Source organism: Cohnella sp. 56 (genome assembly GCF_037963805.1).
GTDB lineage: Bacteria > Bacillota > Bacilli > Paenibacillales > Paenibacillaceae > Cohnella.
Genome location: NZ_JAZDQE010000027.1, coordinates 34012 through 50309 on the forward strand (window position 1 = coordinate 34012; position 16298 = coordinate 50309).

A 16298-nucleotide genomic window follows, 5' to 3' on the forward strand; every position below is an offset into this window, starting at 1 on the left:
ATATGACAGCTATTGTCTTGTATGCGGGCTTCTCATTTTCGACAGCTTCGGCTCTGCTTCGACAAGAAGTGGCCTGTGGGCGCGTTTGCTGCGAGACTCCCGGCGCATGACACTTTTGTATGACCGTCGGCACTAGTCTGTGATGGGTACGATTGACAATATTAGGGGGTGACAGACGGATAACGGTCTGCTGTCCGAATTTGAACCGAAACGGAGATGAATGATGGAATGGCAAACGAAACCCCCGCCAAGCCCGGCCAGGAACCGATGATCAAGCTGCAGCCGAACGGCGTCGCTCCCGTATTGAGCTACAACGTCCCGGAGCCTACCGCCTACAGCGGCCGCAACTTTATCGATTTGCAGCTGCATGACGGCTACTTCATGCCGACCGCCGCCGACGCGGCGGGCCTGCAGAGCTTCGCTGCCGCGGCTGCGGGTGCGGACGAGCGGGAGCCGACGGGTGTCGAGCTGCTGCGTTCGAAGCAGCGCTCGGGCGAGCGGATGACGACCCGTCTGGCGAATCTCACGCCGGAGGAAGTCGAGCGGCAGGAGGCTGAGGGGCGCAAGCTGAACATCGTCAGGACGATGACCGGCGCGCTGTCATATGTATTCACGCCGGCGAGGTTGGCGACCGAAGCGGCGCTGGAGTCGGGGCCTTCTATGGCTCTGCGCGCGGGTGCGGGATTGCTGAGGGCGCCGGCCGGCGGGACCGGCAGCGGCGAGACGGACGGGATCGTCCCGTCGATGCTGCCGCGGGAGCCGGAGGGGCCGGGCGATCCGCCGCCGGAGCAAGACCCGGTCATCCTCGCCGTGAGCATCGCCGCGCCGGCGGCCAACACGACGGTGTCCGGCCCTTACACCGGCGCGCCGGTGGAGATTCGCGGCACCGCCTATGTCGAGAGCGGCGGGGGCAGCATCGGCTCCGTGCAGGTGCAGGTCGGCGACGGCGCGTTTCAGGCGGCGACACTGTCGGGCAATGAATGGTCGTACCAGACCGTGCTCAAGACGGCCGGTCCGCTGGCGATCACGGCGAAGGCGAAGCATGCCGCCAAGCTGATCACGGCGTCGAGCAAGATCAATGTGACAGTTCAGCTCGCGCCGCAGCCCGACGTATCCGTCCCGACTGTCAAGATCGTCTCGCCCACCGCAGGCGCGCTGCTCAGCAGCAAAGGCGCTGCGGTGAACGTGACGGTCGAGGGCACGGCAGCGGACGACAGAGGCATCGCCCGCGTGGAGCTGTCGGTCGACAGCACCGACCCGCAGCTCGCGGAGAGCGCGAACGGCTATGCCCATTGGAAAAAGACGGTCTCCCTGACCGGCGGCAGCCACACGATTGCGGTCAAGGCGTTCGACGCCGCGGGCAACGCGGGCACGCACAGCATCACGCTGCACGTGGACAATACGCCGCCGTCCGTCGCCATCACCTCACCCGCGAACAACGCCCAGGTGACCGGTCCTTATTCCACGGGTGCCGTCATCCAGGTGTCGGGCACCGCATCGGATGCGGGCGGCATCGCGTACGTGGAGCTGGCGCTCGACCTGAATCCGGTCGGCGTACGCGCCGCCGAGCGGGCGCCCGAGGATTGGTCGACGTGGACAGGCACGCTGTCGGTGAACGAAGGCGGCATGCATACCGTCACCGCCCGCGCCTACGACAAGGCGGGCAACGTCGTCGAGACGACCATTGCCGTCAATGTCACGATCACGCCGGAGGTGAACTCGCGGCTCAAGCGGATCATCCTCGTCGAGTCGTACCGGCTGTCCTCGTATCTCGCCAATTACGGCGCAGGCCGCACGATCAAGACGTTTTCCTTGCTGCCGGGGGAGAAGAGCAAGATCAGCATCCGTTCCTACGCGCAGAGCGAATCGACGATGAAGAGTGCGGCCACGATCCTCGACTCGGTGACCGACGACATCTCCGACGAGTTCGAGCAGTCGATTGCCAAAGAGCAAGCTGACAAGAAAAACTACGAGGAGAGCAACGAGTACAGCTTGTCGGCCGAAGCGGGAGCGAGCTGGGGCTGGGGCAGCGCCAAGGTGAGCGCCAGCATGAGCGGCGGCTCCAACGCAGCGCGCGAGCAGTTCGCCAAGAACGTCGCCAACAATACGCAGAAGCATGTCGCCAAGGCGTCCGCACGGCGCGACATGCAGATCAACACGACATACGAGGATAAGACCACGACCGGCGAGGAGACGTCGATCGTGCGCGAGATCGAGAACATCAACGTCAGCCGCACGCTGAACTACGTGTTCCGCCAGATGAACCAGGAGTTCATCACGCTGCTGCATCTGGTCGATGTGCGCATCGGCTACTTCACGATTGATCTGGTCAACGGTCTGGAAAAGAAGGTATACCGCGAGGTGACGCTGCCGCAGCTCGACACGCTGCTGGAGGAGGTCATCGTCCCGGACAAGCGGACCGAGGTCCGCAACGCCATCATCTATCAGCTCGCCAACATTTTCGATTATCAGGACAAGCATCATCGCTTCGTCGAGGAGCTGCCCTTCAAGGATCAGGACGGCAACACCATCCCGTCTTCGAACTATTTGCGCGTCAAAAAGGACTACACTTCGGTCTATCGCGACGAAGCGGCGGGGACGAGCATCGCGGTGCCGGGCATCATACTGGCGGCCAACCGCCATGTGCTGCGGACGGACGGCATCGTCGTCGAGGCGCTGCTCGGCCAGGGCGAGGCGCTCGACAGCTATTCACGCAATCTGCAGACCGAGTCGGTCCGGGAAAAGGAGCTGCGCAACTCGCTGCTCGAGGCCGAGGTGGAGATGAAGCGGCTCGCGGTGCAGATTCTGACGGACAAGGATCAGGCCGCCGCGCAGATTTATGCGCTGCTTAATCCTGCGCCTGCCGCAGCGGACGAACAGGAAGATGCAGGGTCCCGATCTTCGCCGCTCGTGGCCGCCGGGTCCAGATAGGGGGGCGCAGCGATGGGCGACGCGGTCAAGGCCAGGCGCAACGACGACAAGGTGCTCGGGGAGAAGTCCCTCCGCAGCGCGGCGAAGGCCGTCTACGACAAGTACGGGCTGATGGCGGCGCGGGAGGGCGCCAACTTCCTGCTCAAGCAGCTGGTGAAGCTGGCTGCGAACAGCCCGAACGCCAACCACTTTTTCGACTATCACAAGGTTCATGCCCAGTATCTGGCGCTGGTTCTGATCGCCGTCGGCAAGGTGGAGCCGTTCGAGCAGGAGATCGAGCGCATCCGCGCCAATATCGACGGCTACGTGGCAGACACCGGCCGGCTGCTGAACGCTGCGGCGGCGTTCCCGGCCGATCCGCTCGGCGGCATCCGCAACCCGATCGCCTTGATGGAGATCGCTCGCGATCCTGCGTCCGCGGCGGCCTATGACGGCATGCTCGACGACTATGAGGAGGCGGCCGGGCTAGCGCTGACTTGGCTCCGCGAGGCCGCGGACCAGGGCAGGGCGATGGAGCAGGAGACGCGCCTGCAGGCGAAGTCGATCCTCGATCGGCTGGATGCGCTCCCGGTCTCGACGCCGGCCGATCAGGTGTTCATCGGCGCCGCCAGGAAGCGGGTGCAGTTCATCCAGCTCGACCTGATGACCAAGGTCCAGGACAAGCGCGCAGGCGCGGAGACGGCTGCCCGGCAGATCGAGCCGCTGCTCGCCGACGTGCGGCAGATCGATCGGATCGGGCGGTAGCGGCAGCGCGGCCGAAACGGGTGGTGGCCACGGGAGCGGACTCATCGGGCCAAGTGGCAACCGGGACAGACCGATCGGATCGTGCAGATGACAGACGGGAGGATGTAGTAGGTTTTGTTGTGCGTGCCGTGGGCATGCTGCATGCTGCATGGAGAGAGACCTTCGCGGTCTCTCTCTTTTTGCTGCGGCGTCCGCCGGCAAGATCGCACATCCTGGATGCCCTCACCGGGAGAGGCGATCCATCCTTGCGGGCCCGACGGATACCTCGCCACCCCCAGCCGCCCCCGGCCGCTCTCCCGCGAAGTCCGCCCGCGAGCGGGGTTAAATCTCCCAGCTCCTGGCGACACTTGCTATTAAGATGTTAATAGAAAGGATGAGTGGCATGAGACAAATCCTGCTGATTACGGACGGCTGCTCGAACGTCGGGGACAGCCCGGCGATCGCGGCGTCGATCGCGCAGGCGGAGGGCATCTCCGTCAATGTCGTGGGCATCGTGGACGACGGGGGGATCGGAGAGCAGGGCGCGCTGGAGATTGCGGAGATCGCGCGGGCGGGCGGCGGCATGAGCCGGATTGTCTCGCCGGCCCTGCTGTCGCAGACGGTGCAGATGGTGACGCGCCAGACTGTGCAGGGCACGATCCGCGGCGAGGTGAACCGCGAGCTGAAGCAGATTTTCGGCGCCTCCTCGGTCGCGGAGCTGCCGCCGGCGAAGCGTGCGGACGTCGTGCGCGTCATGGAGGATCTGGGGGAGTCGGCGGAGCTGCGCGTCGCGCTCCTGATCGACGCCAGCGCGAGCATGAAGCCCAAGCTCAGAGCCGTCGAGGAAGCGGTTCGTGACCTGGCGCTCAGCCTGCAGGCGCGCAGGGGGGAGAGCGCGGTCGCGGTGTTCCACTTTCCGGGCGAGCGCTCGCACGAGGCCTGCCTGCTCGACCAGGATTGGACGGATCGTGCGGACCGTCTCGGCTCCATATTCGGGCGTCTCAGCATGAAGGGGACGACGCCGACAGGGCCGGCGCTTCTGCGCGTGGTTGAGTTTTTCCGGGAAACTTGTGGTAAACTGGATGCAGAACCGCAGAAGAGCGCGCCTGCGAGGCGTGAAGATACGGACGGGATGCGGAGTGATTACGTCGTCTGATACGCGCGTGCCGGCGGGGACGGTATTGCGCGGGAAATGGAACGGTCGCTCGTACAGGCTGGAGCGCATGCTCGGAGCCGGTGCCAACGGACAAGTATACATGGCGATCAGCGGCTTGCGCGCTTATGCGCTGAAGATTGGAATGCAGATCGAGGATTTGCAGGCGGAAGCGAACGTGCTCGCCTCTCTGGACCAGAGGGAGCGGAAGCGTCCGCCTTTTCTGCTGGATGTGGATGATGCGGAGTGGGGCGGTCGCCTCTTGCCGTTCTACGTCATGCAGTATATACCGGGCGTGCCGGTGAAGGCCTATCTGGCGGAGCACGGGGGAGCCTGGTTCGGCGTCGTCGGCTACCGCCTGCTGAACCGCCTGGCCGAGCTGCACGAGGCCGGCTGGGCGTTCGGAGACGTGAAGAGCGACAATATTCTGGTGACGGACCACGGGCGCGTCTCGCTCGTCGATTACGGCGGCATGACGGCGCTCGGCCGCTCGGTGCGCCAGTTCACCGAGGTTTACGACCGCGGCTACTGGTCGGCGGGAAGCCGGACGGCGGATTCCGGCTACGACCTTTTCTCCGTGGCCGTGCTGTGGATTCACGCGTTCGACGGCAGGCGCCTCCTGCATATGACCAAGATGCTGCTGCCGCAGAACCGCCACCCCCGCGAGCTGATGGCGCTGGTCAGGGGCTGCCCCGATCTCAAGCCGATGGAGAGCTGGATGGAGCGCGCGCTCTGGGGCCGCTTCAGGGACGCGCGCGAGGCGTCCGAGCACTGGCGCGCATGCATGAGGGCGGCCTCGGCGGCCGCCATGGCGCCGAGCCGCGGCAAGGTGCCGGGATGGATGGCCGGCCTGTTCGCAGCTTCGCTCCTGCTATGCGTCTCCGCCGCGGCGTTCTGGCTGCTTCAATAGAAGGGGAATTGGGGGAAGTACGTGTGAAGGCTCTAGATACGGCGGACCGGGTCGCACGATCGCTGCGGGACATGTTCGGGATCGGTCCGGGCGACTGCGTCGTCGCCGCAGTATCCGGCGGGCCGGATTCGATGGCGCTGCTTCATATGATGAAGACGGCGGCGGAGCGGGACGGCTGGCGGGTCGTGGCGGCCCACGTCAATCACGGGTTCCGCGGCGCCGAGTCCGATGCCGAGGCGGCATTGGTGCGGGAGACGGCCGCTGCCTGGGGCATCCAGCTGGCGGTCGCCGAGATCGACATGCCGGCCTATATCGCCGCTACCGGCCTCAATCCGCAGGCGGCTTCCCGGGAGCGACGGTACGCGTTTCTGCGGGAGACGGCGCGGGCGTACGGCGCTTCCGCGATCGCCGTCGCTCACCATGCCGACGATCAGGCGGAGACGGTGCTCATGCGATTCCTCCGCGGCAGCGGCATGACCGGCCTGTCAGGAATTCCCATGCGACGGTCCGAGCAGGAGTTGGAACTGATCCGCCCCCTGCTGCGTATTACCAAAGGTGAGTTGCTAGCTTATAATGAGCGCTTCGGCGTGCCGTCCGCGAACGACAGCAGCAACGTCAAGATGAATTATCTTCGCAATGCCGTGCGCCTGGAGGCGCTGCCGTTCCTCGAACGGTACAATCCGGAGCTGCGGACGGGCCTGGGCCGTCTTGCGGAGCTGGCCTCGGCGGAGGACGACTATATGGAGGCGGAGGCGAGACGACGACTGGCCGCGGGAGCCGAGCGGTCGGGCGAGGGCTGGCGCCTGGACGCGGCGTATTTCCGTGGGCTTCACCTTGCTTTACAACGCAGAATGATTAAACTAATATTAAATGGTCTTGCAGGACTGCATTCCCAGGCTCATTATGAGCGTGTGGACGACATTGTGTCGGCGGTGGCAGCCGAGAGGCCGAGCGTCGCCCGCATGGATGTCGGGGGCGGCTCCGTGCTGATCCGGGAGTATGGCTTCGCATACATAGGGCCTGCGCCGCTCGCGCATGCCGGCTATAGCCATTCCGTCGCAGCGTTCCCTGGACGCTCCGGGCAGCTGGAGCTGATCGTGCCGGAGTGCGGACTTATATTCCGTTTCAGGCGCGAGGACGAGCTCCGCGATGCATCGCCGGACTCCCGCCGGGAGGCTTTTTTTGACGAATCGGAGCTGTCTATGCCGCTCGTCGTGCGCAGCCGCAGACCGGGCGACCGTATAGACCTTCTGGGACTAAAAGGCTCCAAGAAGGTGCAAGATATATTCATCGACGCCAAGGTTCCCCGCAGCCGGCGCGATCTGTTGCCGTTGCTCGCCGACGGTTCCGGCCGTATTCTATGGCTGCCGGGGCTCAGACGATCGCGGCATGCCATGCCGGGGGGCGAGGGCGCGGCCATTCGCGTGACATGTTCGGAGTCAAGCCATCATACCGTTTAATATCGGCCCGGGAGGTCCCATCGTTGCAGAATGACATTCAAGAAGTACTCTACTCGGAAGAACAGATCCAATCGAAGGTACAGGAATTGGGAGCCGCCATCAGCCGCGATTACGAGGGGCGCAACCCGCTTGTAATTTGCGTGTTGAAGGGCGCCTTTATTTTTATGGCCGATCTGTCCAAGAACATCGCCATCCCGCTCGAGCTGGACTTCATGGCCGTATCGAGCTACGGCAACTCGACCCGTTCGAGCGGCGAGGTTCGCATCGTCAAGGATCTCGACACTTCGGTCGAAGGCCGGGATATTCTGATCGTGGAGGACATTATCGACAGCGGTCTGACGCTCAGCTACCTGATTGACGTACTCGAGCGCCGCAATGCCAAGTCCGTGCGCGTCGTCGCCTTGTTCGACAAGCCGGGCCGCCGCACCGTCGATCTGAACGCCGATTATACGGGCTTCACCATTCCCGACGCATTTGTCGTGGGCTACGGACTCGATTATGCGGAGCACTACCGCAACCTGCCTTACGTTGGCATCTTAAAAGAGGAAATTTACTCGAACCGCTAAGTTTTGCCGCCTTCCGGTGTTTTTCCGCGCAGCCGCGCGTTTTATTGAGATACCAAGACAGGCTATGGTAAAATGATGAAAGCGTGTCGGGAGGAGGTCAGGGATGAATCGGTTTATCCGGAATACAGGATTTTATTTGCTTATATTTTTGGTGACCGTCGGGATCGTGCAATTTTTTATCGGCAAGAACACGACCACCGAGCCGCTCACCTACAACCAATTGATGACTGCGATCCAGTCGAAGGCCATCCAGGACCTCGAGATGCAGGTCAACCGCGGCACCTATCTGCTGACCGGCCACTTCAAGAAGGATATGGCGCCTGCAGATCACAAGGGCGATGCGTTCTCGACCCGGATTCAGACCGAGCGCGACGCCAACGCGATTAATGACGCGGCGGTAGCGCAGGGCTTCGATCTCAAGAACAAACCGATGCAGGGCGAGAGCTTCTGGCTGACGTTCCTCACCTCCATCATACCGTTCGTCATTATGTTCATCCTGTTCTTCTTCCTGATTAATCAGGCGCAGGGCGGCGGCGGCAAGGTGATGAACTTCGGCAAGAGCAAGGCCCGTCTTTATAATGAAGAGAAAAAGCGCGTGACGTTCGAGGACGTGGCGGGTGCGGACGAAGAGAAGCAGGAGCTCGTCGAAGTCGTCGAATTCCTGAAGGACCCCCGCAAGTTCGCCGCCCTCGGAGCCCGCATTCCCAAGGGCGTGCTCCTCGTAGGCCCTCCGGGTACCGGTAAGACGTTGCTGGCTCGCGCCGTAGCGGGCGAAGCCGGCGTGCCGTTCTTCAGCATCTCGGGCTCTGACTTCGTCGAGATGTTCGTCGGCGTCGGCGCATCCCGCGTGCGCGACCTGTTCGAGAATGCGAAGAAAAACGCGCCATGCATTATCTTCATCGACGAGATCGACGCCGTCGGCCGTCAGCGGGGCGCAGGCCTCGGCGGCGGACACGACGAGCGCGAGCAGACGCTGAACCAGTTGCTCGTCGAGATGGACGGCTTCGGCGCGAACGAGGGCATCATCATCGTCGCCGCGACGAACCGTCCCGACATCCTCGACCCCGCGCTGCTGCGTCCGGGCCGCTTCGACCGTCAGATCACGGTCGACCGTCCGGATGTCAAGGGCCGCGAGGCGGTGCTCAAGGTTCACGCGCGCAACAAGCCGCTGTCCAAGGACGTCAAGCTGGGCACGATCGCCAAGCGGACGACGGGCTTCACCGGCGCCGATCTGGAGAACCTGCTCAACGAAGCGGCGCTGCTCGCCGCCCGCAAGAACAAGAAGGACATCGCGATGCAGGAAGTCGACGAAGCGATCGACCGCGTCGTCGTCGGCACGGAGAAGAAGAGCCGTGTCATCAGCGACCGCGAGAAGCGTATCGTCGCTTATCACGAATCCGGTCATACGATCGTCGGCTTCTTCCTGGAGCATGCCGACATGGTACACAAGGTGACCATCATTCCGCGCGGACGTGCGGGCGGCTACGTCATCATGCTGCCCAAGGAAGATCGCATGCTGGTCACCAAGCAGGAGCTGCTGGATAAAGTCACGGGCTTGCTCGCAGGCCGCGTGGCCGAGGAGCTGTTCATCGGCGAGATCGGCACCGGCGCCTACAGCGACTTCAAGCAGGCGACGGGCATCGTGCGCAGCATGATTATGGAATACGGCATGAGCGACAAGCTCGGGCCGATGCAGTTCGGCGCGACGCAAGGCCAAGTATTCCTCGGCCGCGACATCGGTCACGAGCAGAACTACTCGGACGCGATCGCCTACGAGATCGATCAGGAGATGCAGTCGATCATCCAGTCGTGCTACGACCGGGCGAAGAAGCTGCTCACCGAGAAGAGCGCCGAAGTCCATCTGATGGCGAACACGCTGCTCTCCGAGGAGACGCTCGATCTGGAACAGATCAAGGCGCTCATCGAGAAGGGCGACATCAACGCAGCGGTCGACAGCGATGGCGGAGACTCCGGCAGCGAGCCGACTGGCGCAGAGCCGACGATCGATACGCTCGGCGGCAACGTCCGCGTGCGCATCACGCCGCGCGACGAGGAGACGAGCGCGAACCAGACGCCTCCGAATCCCGACCAACGCACGGACGAAGACAACGAGCCGAAGTAAATAGCAGTACGACGACAAAACCCGCAATTCCGCTGCCCAAGGCAGCGGGATCGCGGGTTTTTGCAGGAGTCGGCACGGTAAGCTGTCATTATTCCGGCATCGTCAGCGAGATTAAGCGACTTTACTGTCTTCGAAGCTTTGGGCAGGAACGATTTTGGATGAAAATGAGAAGAACCGGAACTGATTTGACTGAATAGAATAATACATATATAATAAAAATACTGATGTGGCGGGAGAGCACCCCCACGTTAAAAAAACAAAGCTCACGTATGATGTGGTGGAAGGGCAATCCCCACGTTAAAAAAAGAAAGCCCATTGTATGAAGTGGCGGAAGGGTGAGATCCCCACGTTAAAAATTAAAACCCCCATTGTATGATTGGAAGAAAAGGCCTAAGATTATCTTAGGTCTTTTCTTCATTAAAATTTATGCAAGGGGTTTATTATGTCTGACAAAAAAATTGTGTTTCATCAGCTTTCTCAGGATTTTTATAAGGAGCACACGCATTTAGTTGAAATGGCTGATAAACCCGGGCATGATAAAGGGCGCGGTTACGGTGTGCTTCTAGTTGAGGTTTTAGGTTATAAATTTGCTATTCCTTTGCGTTCCAAAATGAGCATGAATCATCCTGGAAATTTCACAACGAAAATCCACAGTCCTGAGGGCAAGAAGGTTAGGCATGGACTAGATTATACAAAAGCAGTTATTATCACTGAAGATCGATTTATTATTACTCAACGTGAATTTATGCTTGCGGACAAAAGTGATTATGTCAAAATTAATGATAATGAGCATAAAATTATTGCTGATTTTGAAAAATTTATTCGAAGGTATATTAACGCTGTCAATAAAAATGACCAAAATATTTTAAGAAATTATCAGTATTCGACTTTCCAAAATTATCATGCAGAATTTGGACTAATCCATAAATAATTATACAAATGAAGAGAAAAACTTCTTCCAAAAATCTGTGAACATTCATTGACAGTACCCCCTGGCACGTGTAAATTTATTGTTATCTCATTGGCAACGGTTGTGTTTTTGGCAACCCCATTTTTCTTTCGCGGTCTAATTTGTGCTTATTTTCACAAGTAAATAGATGCCGGCGTTTTTTCGCCGCAGGAGGAGAATTCATCATGGAAGCTTTGGCCCTTGAGCGCAAGGCGGAGCAGAATCGCGAGTTGCGCGAGCGTCTCGCGCAATTGAAGAAGGAACGCAACGCCATCATTCTGGCTCATTACTATCAGCGCGACGAGATTCAAGAGGTGGCCGACTTCCGCGGCGACTCGTTCCTGCTCGCCCAGAAGGCGGCGCAGACGGACGCGGACGTCATCGTATTTTGCGGCGTTCACTTCATGGGCGAGAGCGCCAAGATCCTCGCGCCGAACAAGACTGTGCTCGTGCCCGACGAGCGCGCGGGCTGCCCGATGGCGGACATGGTCAATCCGATCGGCCTGCGGGAGCTGAAGGCGAAGCATCCGAATGCGCAGGTCGTCACCTACATCAACTCGTCGGCGGACGTGAAGGCGGAGACCGACATCTGCTGCACATCGGCCAACGCGGTCAAGGTCGTCAACTCGGTCGATAGCGACGAGGTCATCTGGTGCCCGGACAAAAATCTGGGCCACTACGTGCAGCAGCATACGGACAAGAAGATGATCATCTGGGAAGGCTACTGCAACACGCACGACATGCTGACCGTCAAGGACGTATACGAGATGCGCGCCAAGTATCCGGACGCCCAGTTCGTCGTGCATCCGGAATGCCGTCCCGAGGTCGTCGAGCTGGCGGACTTCGTCGGCAGTACGACCGGCATCCTGAAATATTGCCGCGAATCGAGCCACAAGGAGTTCATCGTCGGCACCGAGGACGGCACAGGATACCAGCTGCGGGTAGACAGCCCGGACAAGACGTTCCATTTTGCGAGCAAGTTCCTCGTCTGTCCGAATATGAAGGTCAACAACCTGAAGAAGGTCGTCAAGGCGCTCGAAACGATGCAGCCGCAAATTCACGTGCCGCAGGACGTGGCCGACAAGGCCCGCCTGTCGCTCGAACGCATGCTGCTCGTCAAGTAAACGCCGCCAAGCACGGCCGGCTGCGGCCGGCTAAGACCAATAACTTCAGACGGGGAGTCGCAGAGGCTTATGATACCACGGTACATCGTCGATTTTGATCCGGCGCAGCTGGAGACCGTACGGACGGATATGATCATCATCGGGGCGGGGATCGCGGGACTATTCACGGCCCTGCAGGCGGCCAAGGACAGGCGTGTCCTCATGATCACCAAGAAGTCGCTGTTCGACAGCAATACGCGCTATGCGCAAGGCGGCATCGCTGCGGTCATCTCGGAGGATGACTCGCCCGAGTTCCATCGGCAGGACACGCTTATCGCGGGCGCCGGCCTGTGCGATCCCGAGGCGGTCGACGTGCTCGTGCACGAGGGGCCGGACGGCGTACAGGCGCTGATCCAGTACGGCACGCATTTCGACGAGGAAGACGGGCATCTCGCGCTGACCAAGGAAGGCGCGCACAGCCAGCGCCGCATTCTCCACGCCAACGGCGACGCGACCGGCTACGAGATCGTGCGCGCGCTGGCGGCCAAGGTGCAGAGCGTGCCGCAGATCGAGGTGTGGGACGATCACTTCGCGCTCGACCTGCTGACGGAGGACGGCGTCTGCATCGGCGCGCTCGTGCAGCGGCCGGACGGCAGCCGCGTCATCGTGCGCGGGGACGCGACGGTGCTGTGCTCGGGCGGTACGGGCCAGCTCTACCGCTACACGACCAATCCGGAGGTAGCGACCGGGGACGGCATCGCGATGGCATACCGGGCAGGTGCGGTCATCCGCGATATGGAGTTCAATCAGTTCCACCCGACGTCGCTCTGCTATCCCGGCGCGCCCCGCTTTCTCATCTCGGAGGCGGTCCGCGGCGAGGGAGCCGTGCTGCGCAACATCCGGGGCGACCGCTTTATGGACAAGTACCATCCGCAGCTGGAGCTCGCACCGCGCGATGTCGTTGCCCGCGCCATCGTCAGCGAGATGGAACTGACGAAGTCGACCTACGTCTATATCGATATTACGCATGAATCGCCGGATCTCATCAAGCATCGTTTTCCGAACATATACGAATTCTGTCTGAACTACGGTCTCGATATGACGACGGACTGGATTCCGGTGGCGCCGGCTGCCCATTATATGATGGGGGGCGTACGCACGGATATGAACGGCGAGTCGAGCATCGCCCGGCTGTTCGCCTGCGGCGAAGTATCGTCGACCGGCGTGCACGGTGCGAACCGGCTCGCGAGCAATTCGCTGTCCGAAGCGATCGTGTTCGGCCGCCGCATCGTCGAACGCGTCCGCTCGCTGCCGCCGCTGTCGGCAGAGGCGCGCACCGGCTATGCGTCCGAGCGGATCGGCGCGCCCGCGGGCAAGATGGCGGAGCGCAGGCTGAAGCTGCAGAAGCTGATGGTGCGCTTCGCGGGATTGCGCCGCGATGCCCATGGCCTGACCAAGGGAGTCGAGGAGCTTCACCGGCAGGCGCCGCTGTACCAGACGGTGATGGCGTCGCGTGAGGAGTTCGAGTATGCGAACCTGCTCATCTGCGCCACGCTCATGATGGAGTCGGCGCTCATGCGCGAGGAGAGCCGCGGCGCGCACTACCGGGAGGACTTCCCGGACAAGGACGATCTGCTCTGGCGCAAGCATACGCTCATGCACAGGGAACGGGGCATCGGAGAGGAGTTCATAGGCGATGTTTGAATCGGAAAAGGATTGGGAAATCGCGGGGCCGGCGCTCGAGGCCGTCAAGGCGCAGCTGCGAGCCTGGCTCGCCGAGGATATCGGGAGCGGGGACGTGACGACGATGTCGACGGTGCCGCCCGGACACCGGTCGAAGGGCATCATCCACGCCAAGGAAGCGGGCGTGCTGGCGGGCATGCCGCTCATGCGGCTCGTGTTCGGCGTCGTCGACCCTGCGCTCGTCGTCGACTCGCGCGCGCAGGACGGCGACCGCGTGGATCGCGGCACGGTGCTGGCGGTCGTCGAGGGCGCTTCGCACAGCATTCTGACCGGCGAGCGGCTCGCGCTGAACCTGCTGCAGCGGCTGTCCGGCATCGCGACCAAGACGCGCATCTACGTCGACGCGGCGGAGGGCTATCCGGCGCGGATCGTGGACACGCGCAAGACAACGCCGGGACACCGCACGCTCGAGAAGTACGCGGTGCGCGTAGGCGGCGCACGCAATCACCGGTTCGGCTTGTACGATGCCGTCATGATCAAGGATAATCATATCAAGGCGGCGGGCGGCATCTCTGCGGCCGTGACGTCGGCCAAGGCGCGGATTCCCCACACGATGATGATCGAGGTGGAGGCGGAGTCGCTGGAGCAGGCGGTCGAGGCGGCCCGGGCGGGCGCGCACATCATCATGCTCGACAACATGTCGCCGGCCCGCATGCAGGAGGCCTGCGCCGAGCTGCGCCGCATCGCGCCGCATATCGTGCTGGAGGCGTCGGGCGGCATCCGGCCGGAGCGCGTCAGCGAAGTCGCGGCATCCGGCGTCGACGTCATCAGCGTCGGAGCGCTGACGCATTCGTTCGCGGCGCTGGACATCAGTCTGGACCTGAACGAGATCAAGAAGGGGGAAGTGTCTTGATTCTGGTCGTCGACGTCGGCAACACCAATATCGTGCTCGGTCTGTATCAAGGCACGGACCTGCTCCATCATTGGCGGCTCAGCACGAACCGCTCGGCGACGGTGGACGAGTACGGCATCATGCTGACCAACCTGTTCAACATCGCGGGCATCCGCGCGGCGGACATCGACGGCGTCATCGTGTCGTGCGTCGTGCCGCCGCTCATGCCCACGCTCGAGCGGCTGTTCGACAAGTACGTCGGCCGCGACGCGCTTGTCGTCGGGCCCGGCATCAAGACGGGCCTCAATATCCGCTACGAGAATCCGAAGGAGGTCGGCGCGGACCGGATCGTCAATGCGGTCGCCGGCATCGAGCATTACGGCGCCCCGCTCGTCGTCGTCGACTTCGGCACGGCGACGACCTTCGACTATATCGACCCGTCGGGATCGTATCTGGGCGGGGTCATCGTGCCGGGCATCGGCATCTCGGCCGAGGCGCTGTATCAGCGCGCGGCACGGCTGCCGCGGGTCGAGCTGGCGAAGCCGCGCGCGGTCGTCGGCCGCAACACGGTGGCCGCGATCCAATCCGGCGCGATCTACGGCTACGCGGGCCAGGTAGACGGCATCGTGAAGCGGATCTGCGCCGAGCAGCGCTGCACCCCGCGCGTCGTCGCCACCGGCGGACTCGCCGAGCTGATCGCGGGCGAGTCGGAGACGATCGAGGCGGTCGATCCGATGCTGACGCTGGAAGGGTTAAGAATCATTTACGAACGCAACCTATAAAGATCGGGACCGGAGCGATGTCCTCCCGTCGGGTGGTGTCGAGGACGTGCCAGGGGCGCGGTTCGGCATGTGGCACGCGGCACGCTGGCGGGTATCGACTCCGGCTCATGACATCAATGGCAGAGGAGCGGATGAAGTGACGGACGAGTTGATTAGAGGCACGGCATGGGGCGGCGCGGTCCGCGTATTCGGCGCGAAGACGACCGAACTGGTGCGCGAGCTTCAACGCAGGCATGACACCTATCCGACGGCGTCGGCCGCGCTGGGACGGACCGCGACGGCGGCGGCGATGATGGGCTTCATGCTCAAGGGCGAGGAGAGGCTCACGGTTCAGGTCAAGGGCGACGGGCCGATCGGCCAGATCGTCGTGGACGCCAACGCGGCCGGCGAGGTGAAGGGTTATGTGGACTACCCTCACACCCACCTGCCCAGCAACAGCCTGGGCAAGTTGGACGTATCCGGCGCAGTCGGCAAGACCGGCTATCTCAACGTAATCAAGGACCTGGGGCTCAAGGAGCCGTACCGCGGCAGCGTGCCCCTCATCTCCGGCGAGCTGGCGGAGGACTTCACGTATTACTTCGCGGCTTCGGAGCAGACGCCGTCGGCGGTGGGCTTGGGCGTCCTGGTGGACACCGACAATTCCGTCCTGCACGCGGGCGGCTTCGTCGTCCAGGTGCTGCCTGACATCACGGACGAGCAGCTGTCCCGGCTCGAGCAGGCCGTCGCGGCGATGCCGCATGTGACTGCACTGCTCGACCAGGGCGAATCGGCCGAAGGCATCCTCGGCTTCCTCGTGGGCGACGATCTGACGATTCACGACCGGATCGAGCCCAAGTTCGCCTGCGGCTGCTCGCGCGAGCGCGTGGAGCGCACGCTGATCAGCATGGGCGAAGCGGAGCTGCGCAAGCTGATCGACGAGGACGGACAAGCCGAGCTGAGCTGCCACTTCTGCAACGAAGCTTACCAATTCAGCGGCGAGCAGCTCCGGGATATACTGGACCGCGCTACGTCTTCTTAAGGGAGG

General features: G+C 62.2%; 13 protein-coding genes. All 13 read left to right on the forward strand.

Annotation, left to right across the window (positions count from 1 at the left end):
* Window positions 1-228: 228 nt before the first annotated feature.
* The gene (locus tag VQ071_RS28175; protein ID WP_340518096.1) at window positions 229-2931 is read left to right on the forward strand and encodes an Ig-like domain-containing protein; all 2703 of its coding nucleotides are present in this window, start codon (window positions 229-231) and stop codon (window positions 2929-2931) included.
* A gap of 12 nt (window positions 2932-2943) precedes the next feature.
* The gene (locus VQ071_RS28180; protein ID WP_340518098.1) at window positions 2944-3675 is read left to right on the forward strand and encodes a hypothetical protein; all 732 of its coding nucleotides are present in this window, start codon (window positions 2944-2946) and stop codon (window positions 3673-3675) included.
* Window positions 3676-4057: 382 nt separating this feature from the next.
* The gene (locus VQ071_RS28185; protein WP_340518100.1) at window positions 4058-4810 is read left to right on the forward strand and encodes a vWA domain-containing protein; all 753 of its coding nucleotides are present in this window, start codon (window positions 4058-4060) and stop codon (window positions 4808-4810) included.
* Window positions 4794-5717, forward strand: a complete 924-nt coding sequence (locus VQ071_RS28190) for a protein kinase domain-containing protein (protein ID WP_340518102.1) — start codon at window positions 4794-4796, stop codon at window positions 5715-5717. Before VQ071_RS28185 ends, VQ071_RS28190 begins: the two co-directional genes overlap by 17 nt.
* 23 nt (window positions 5718-5740) lie before the next feature.
* Window positions 5741-7177, forward strand: a complete 1437-nt coding sequence (gene tilS / locus VQ071_RS28195; RefSeq protein ID WP_340518105.1) for a tRNA lysidine(34) synthetase TilS — start codon at window positions 5741-5743, stop codon at window positions 7175-7177.
* Window positions 7178-7200: 23 nt separating this feature from the next.
* Window positions 7201-7743, forward strand: coding sequence for a hypoxanthine phosphoribosyltransferase (gene hpt, locus VQ071_RS28200; protein WP_340518108.1), 543 nt, complete (start codon window positions 7201-7203; stop codon window positions 7741-7743).
* Window positions 7744-7846: 103 nt separating this feature from the next.
* A complete protein-coding gene (ftsH, locus tag VQ071_RS28205) occupies window positions 7847-9865 on the forward strand; it encodes an ATP-dependent zinc metalloprotease FtsH (protein ID WP_340518112.1) in 2019 nt (672 codons plus the stop codon).
* A 442-nt stretch (window positions 9866-10307) separates the two neighbouring features.
* Complete coding sequence (tenpIN, locus tag VQ071_RS28210; protein ID WP_340518114.1) at window positions 10308-10796, forward strand: type III toxin-antitoxin system TenpIN family toxin; 489 nt, start codon at window positions 10308-10310, stop codon at window positions 10794-10796.
* A 203-nt stretch (window positions 10797-10999) separates the two neighbouring features.
* Window positions 11000-11938, forward strand: a complete 939-nt coding sequence (nadA, locus tag VQ071_RS28215; protein WP_340518116.1) for a quinolinate synthase NadA — start codon at window positions 11000-11002, stop codon at window positions 11936-11938.
* 69 nt (window positions 11939-12007) lie between these two features.
* Complete coding sequence (gene nadB / locus VQ071_RS28220) at window positions 12008-13621, forward strand: L-aspartate oxidase (protein ID WP_340518119.1); 1614 nt, start codon at window positions 12008-12010, stop codon at window positions 13619-13621.
* Window positions 13614-14513: a carboxylating nicotinate-nucleotide diphosphorylase gene (nadC, locus tag VQ071_RS28225; protein WP_340518122.1), complete on the forward strand. Its 900-nt coding sequence runs from the start codon at window positions 13614-13616 to the stop codon at window positions 14511-14513. Before nadB ends, nadC begins: the two co-directional genes overlap by 8 nt.
* Complete coding sequence (locus VQ071_RS28230) at window positions 14510-15274, forward strand: type III pantothenate kinase (protein WP_340518124.1); 765 nt, start codon at window positions 14510-14512, stop codon at window positions 15272-15274. Before nadC ends, VQ071_RS28230 begins: the two co-directional genes overlap by 4 nt.
* A 136-nt stretch (window positions 15275-15410) precedes the next feature.
* The gene (hslO, locus tag VQ071_RS28235) at window positions 15411-16292 is read left to right on the forward strand and encodes an Hsp33 family molecular chaperone HslO (RefSeq protein ID WP_340518126.1); all 882 of its coding nucleotides are present in this window, start codon (window positions 15411-15413) and stop codon (window positions 16290-16292) included.
* Window positions 16293-16298 lie beyond the last annotated feature (6 nt).

Excerpts from the sequence above, each read along its gene's own strand:
- nadB (WP_340518119.1), top strand. The coding sequence starts at position 12,008 with ATGATACCACGGTACATCGTCGATTTTGATCCGGCGCAGCTGGAGACC.
- VQ071_RS28185 (WP_340518100.1), top strand. The coding sequence starts at position 4,058 with ATGAGACAAATCCTGCTGATTACGGACGGCTGCTCGAACGTCGGGGAC.
- VQ071_RS28180 (WP_340518098.1), top strand. The coding sequence starts at position 2,944 with ATGGGCGACGCGGTCAAGGCCAGGCGCAACGACGACAAGGTGCTCGGG.
- nadC (WP_340518122.1), top strand. The coding sequence starts at position 13,614 with ATGTTTGAATCGGAAAAGGATTGGGAAATCGCGGGGCCGGCGCTCGAG.
- VQ071_RS28175 (WP_340518096.1), top strand. The coding sequence starts at position 229 with ATGGCAAACGAAACCCCCGCCAAGCCCGGCCAGGAACCGATGATCAAG.
- tenpIN (WP_340518114.1), top strand. The coding sequence starts at position 10,308 with ATGTCTGACAAAAAAATTGTGTTTCATCAGCTTTCTCAGGATTTTTAT.
- nadA (WP_340518116.1), top strand. The coding sequence starts at position 11,000 with ATGGAAGCTTTGGCCCTTGAGCGCAAGGCGGAGCAGAATCGCGAGTTG.
- ftsH (WP_340518112.1), top strand. The coding sequence starts at position 7,847 with ATGAATCGGTTTATCCGGAATACAGGATTTTATTTGCTTATATTTTTG.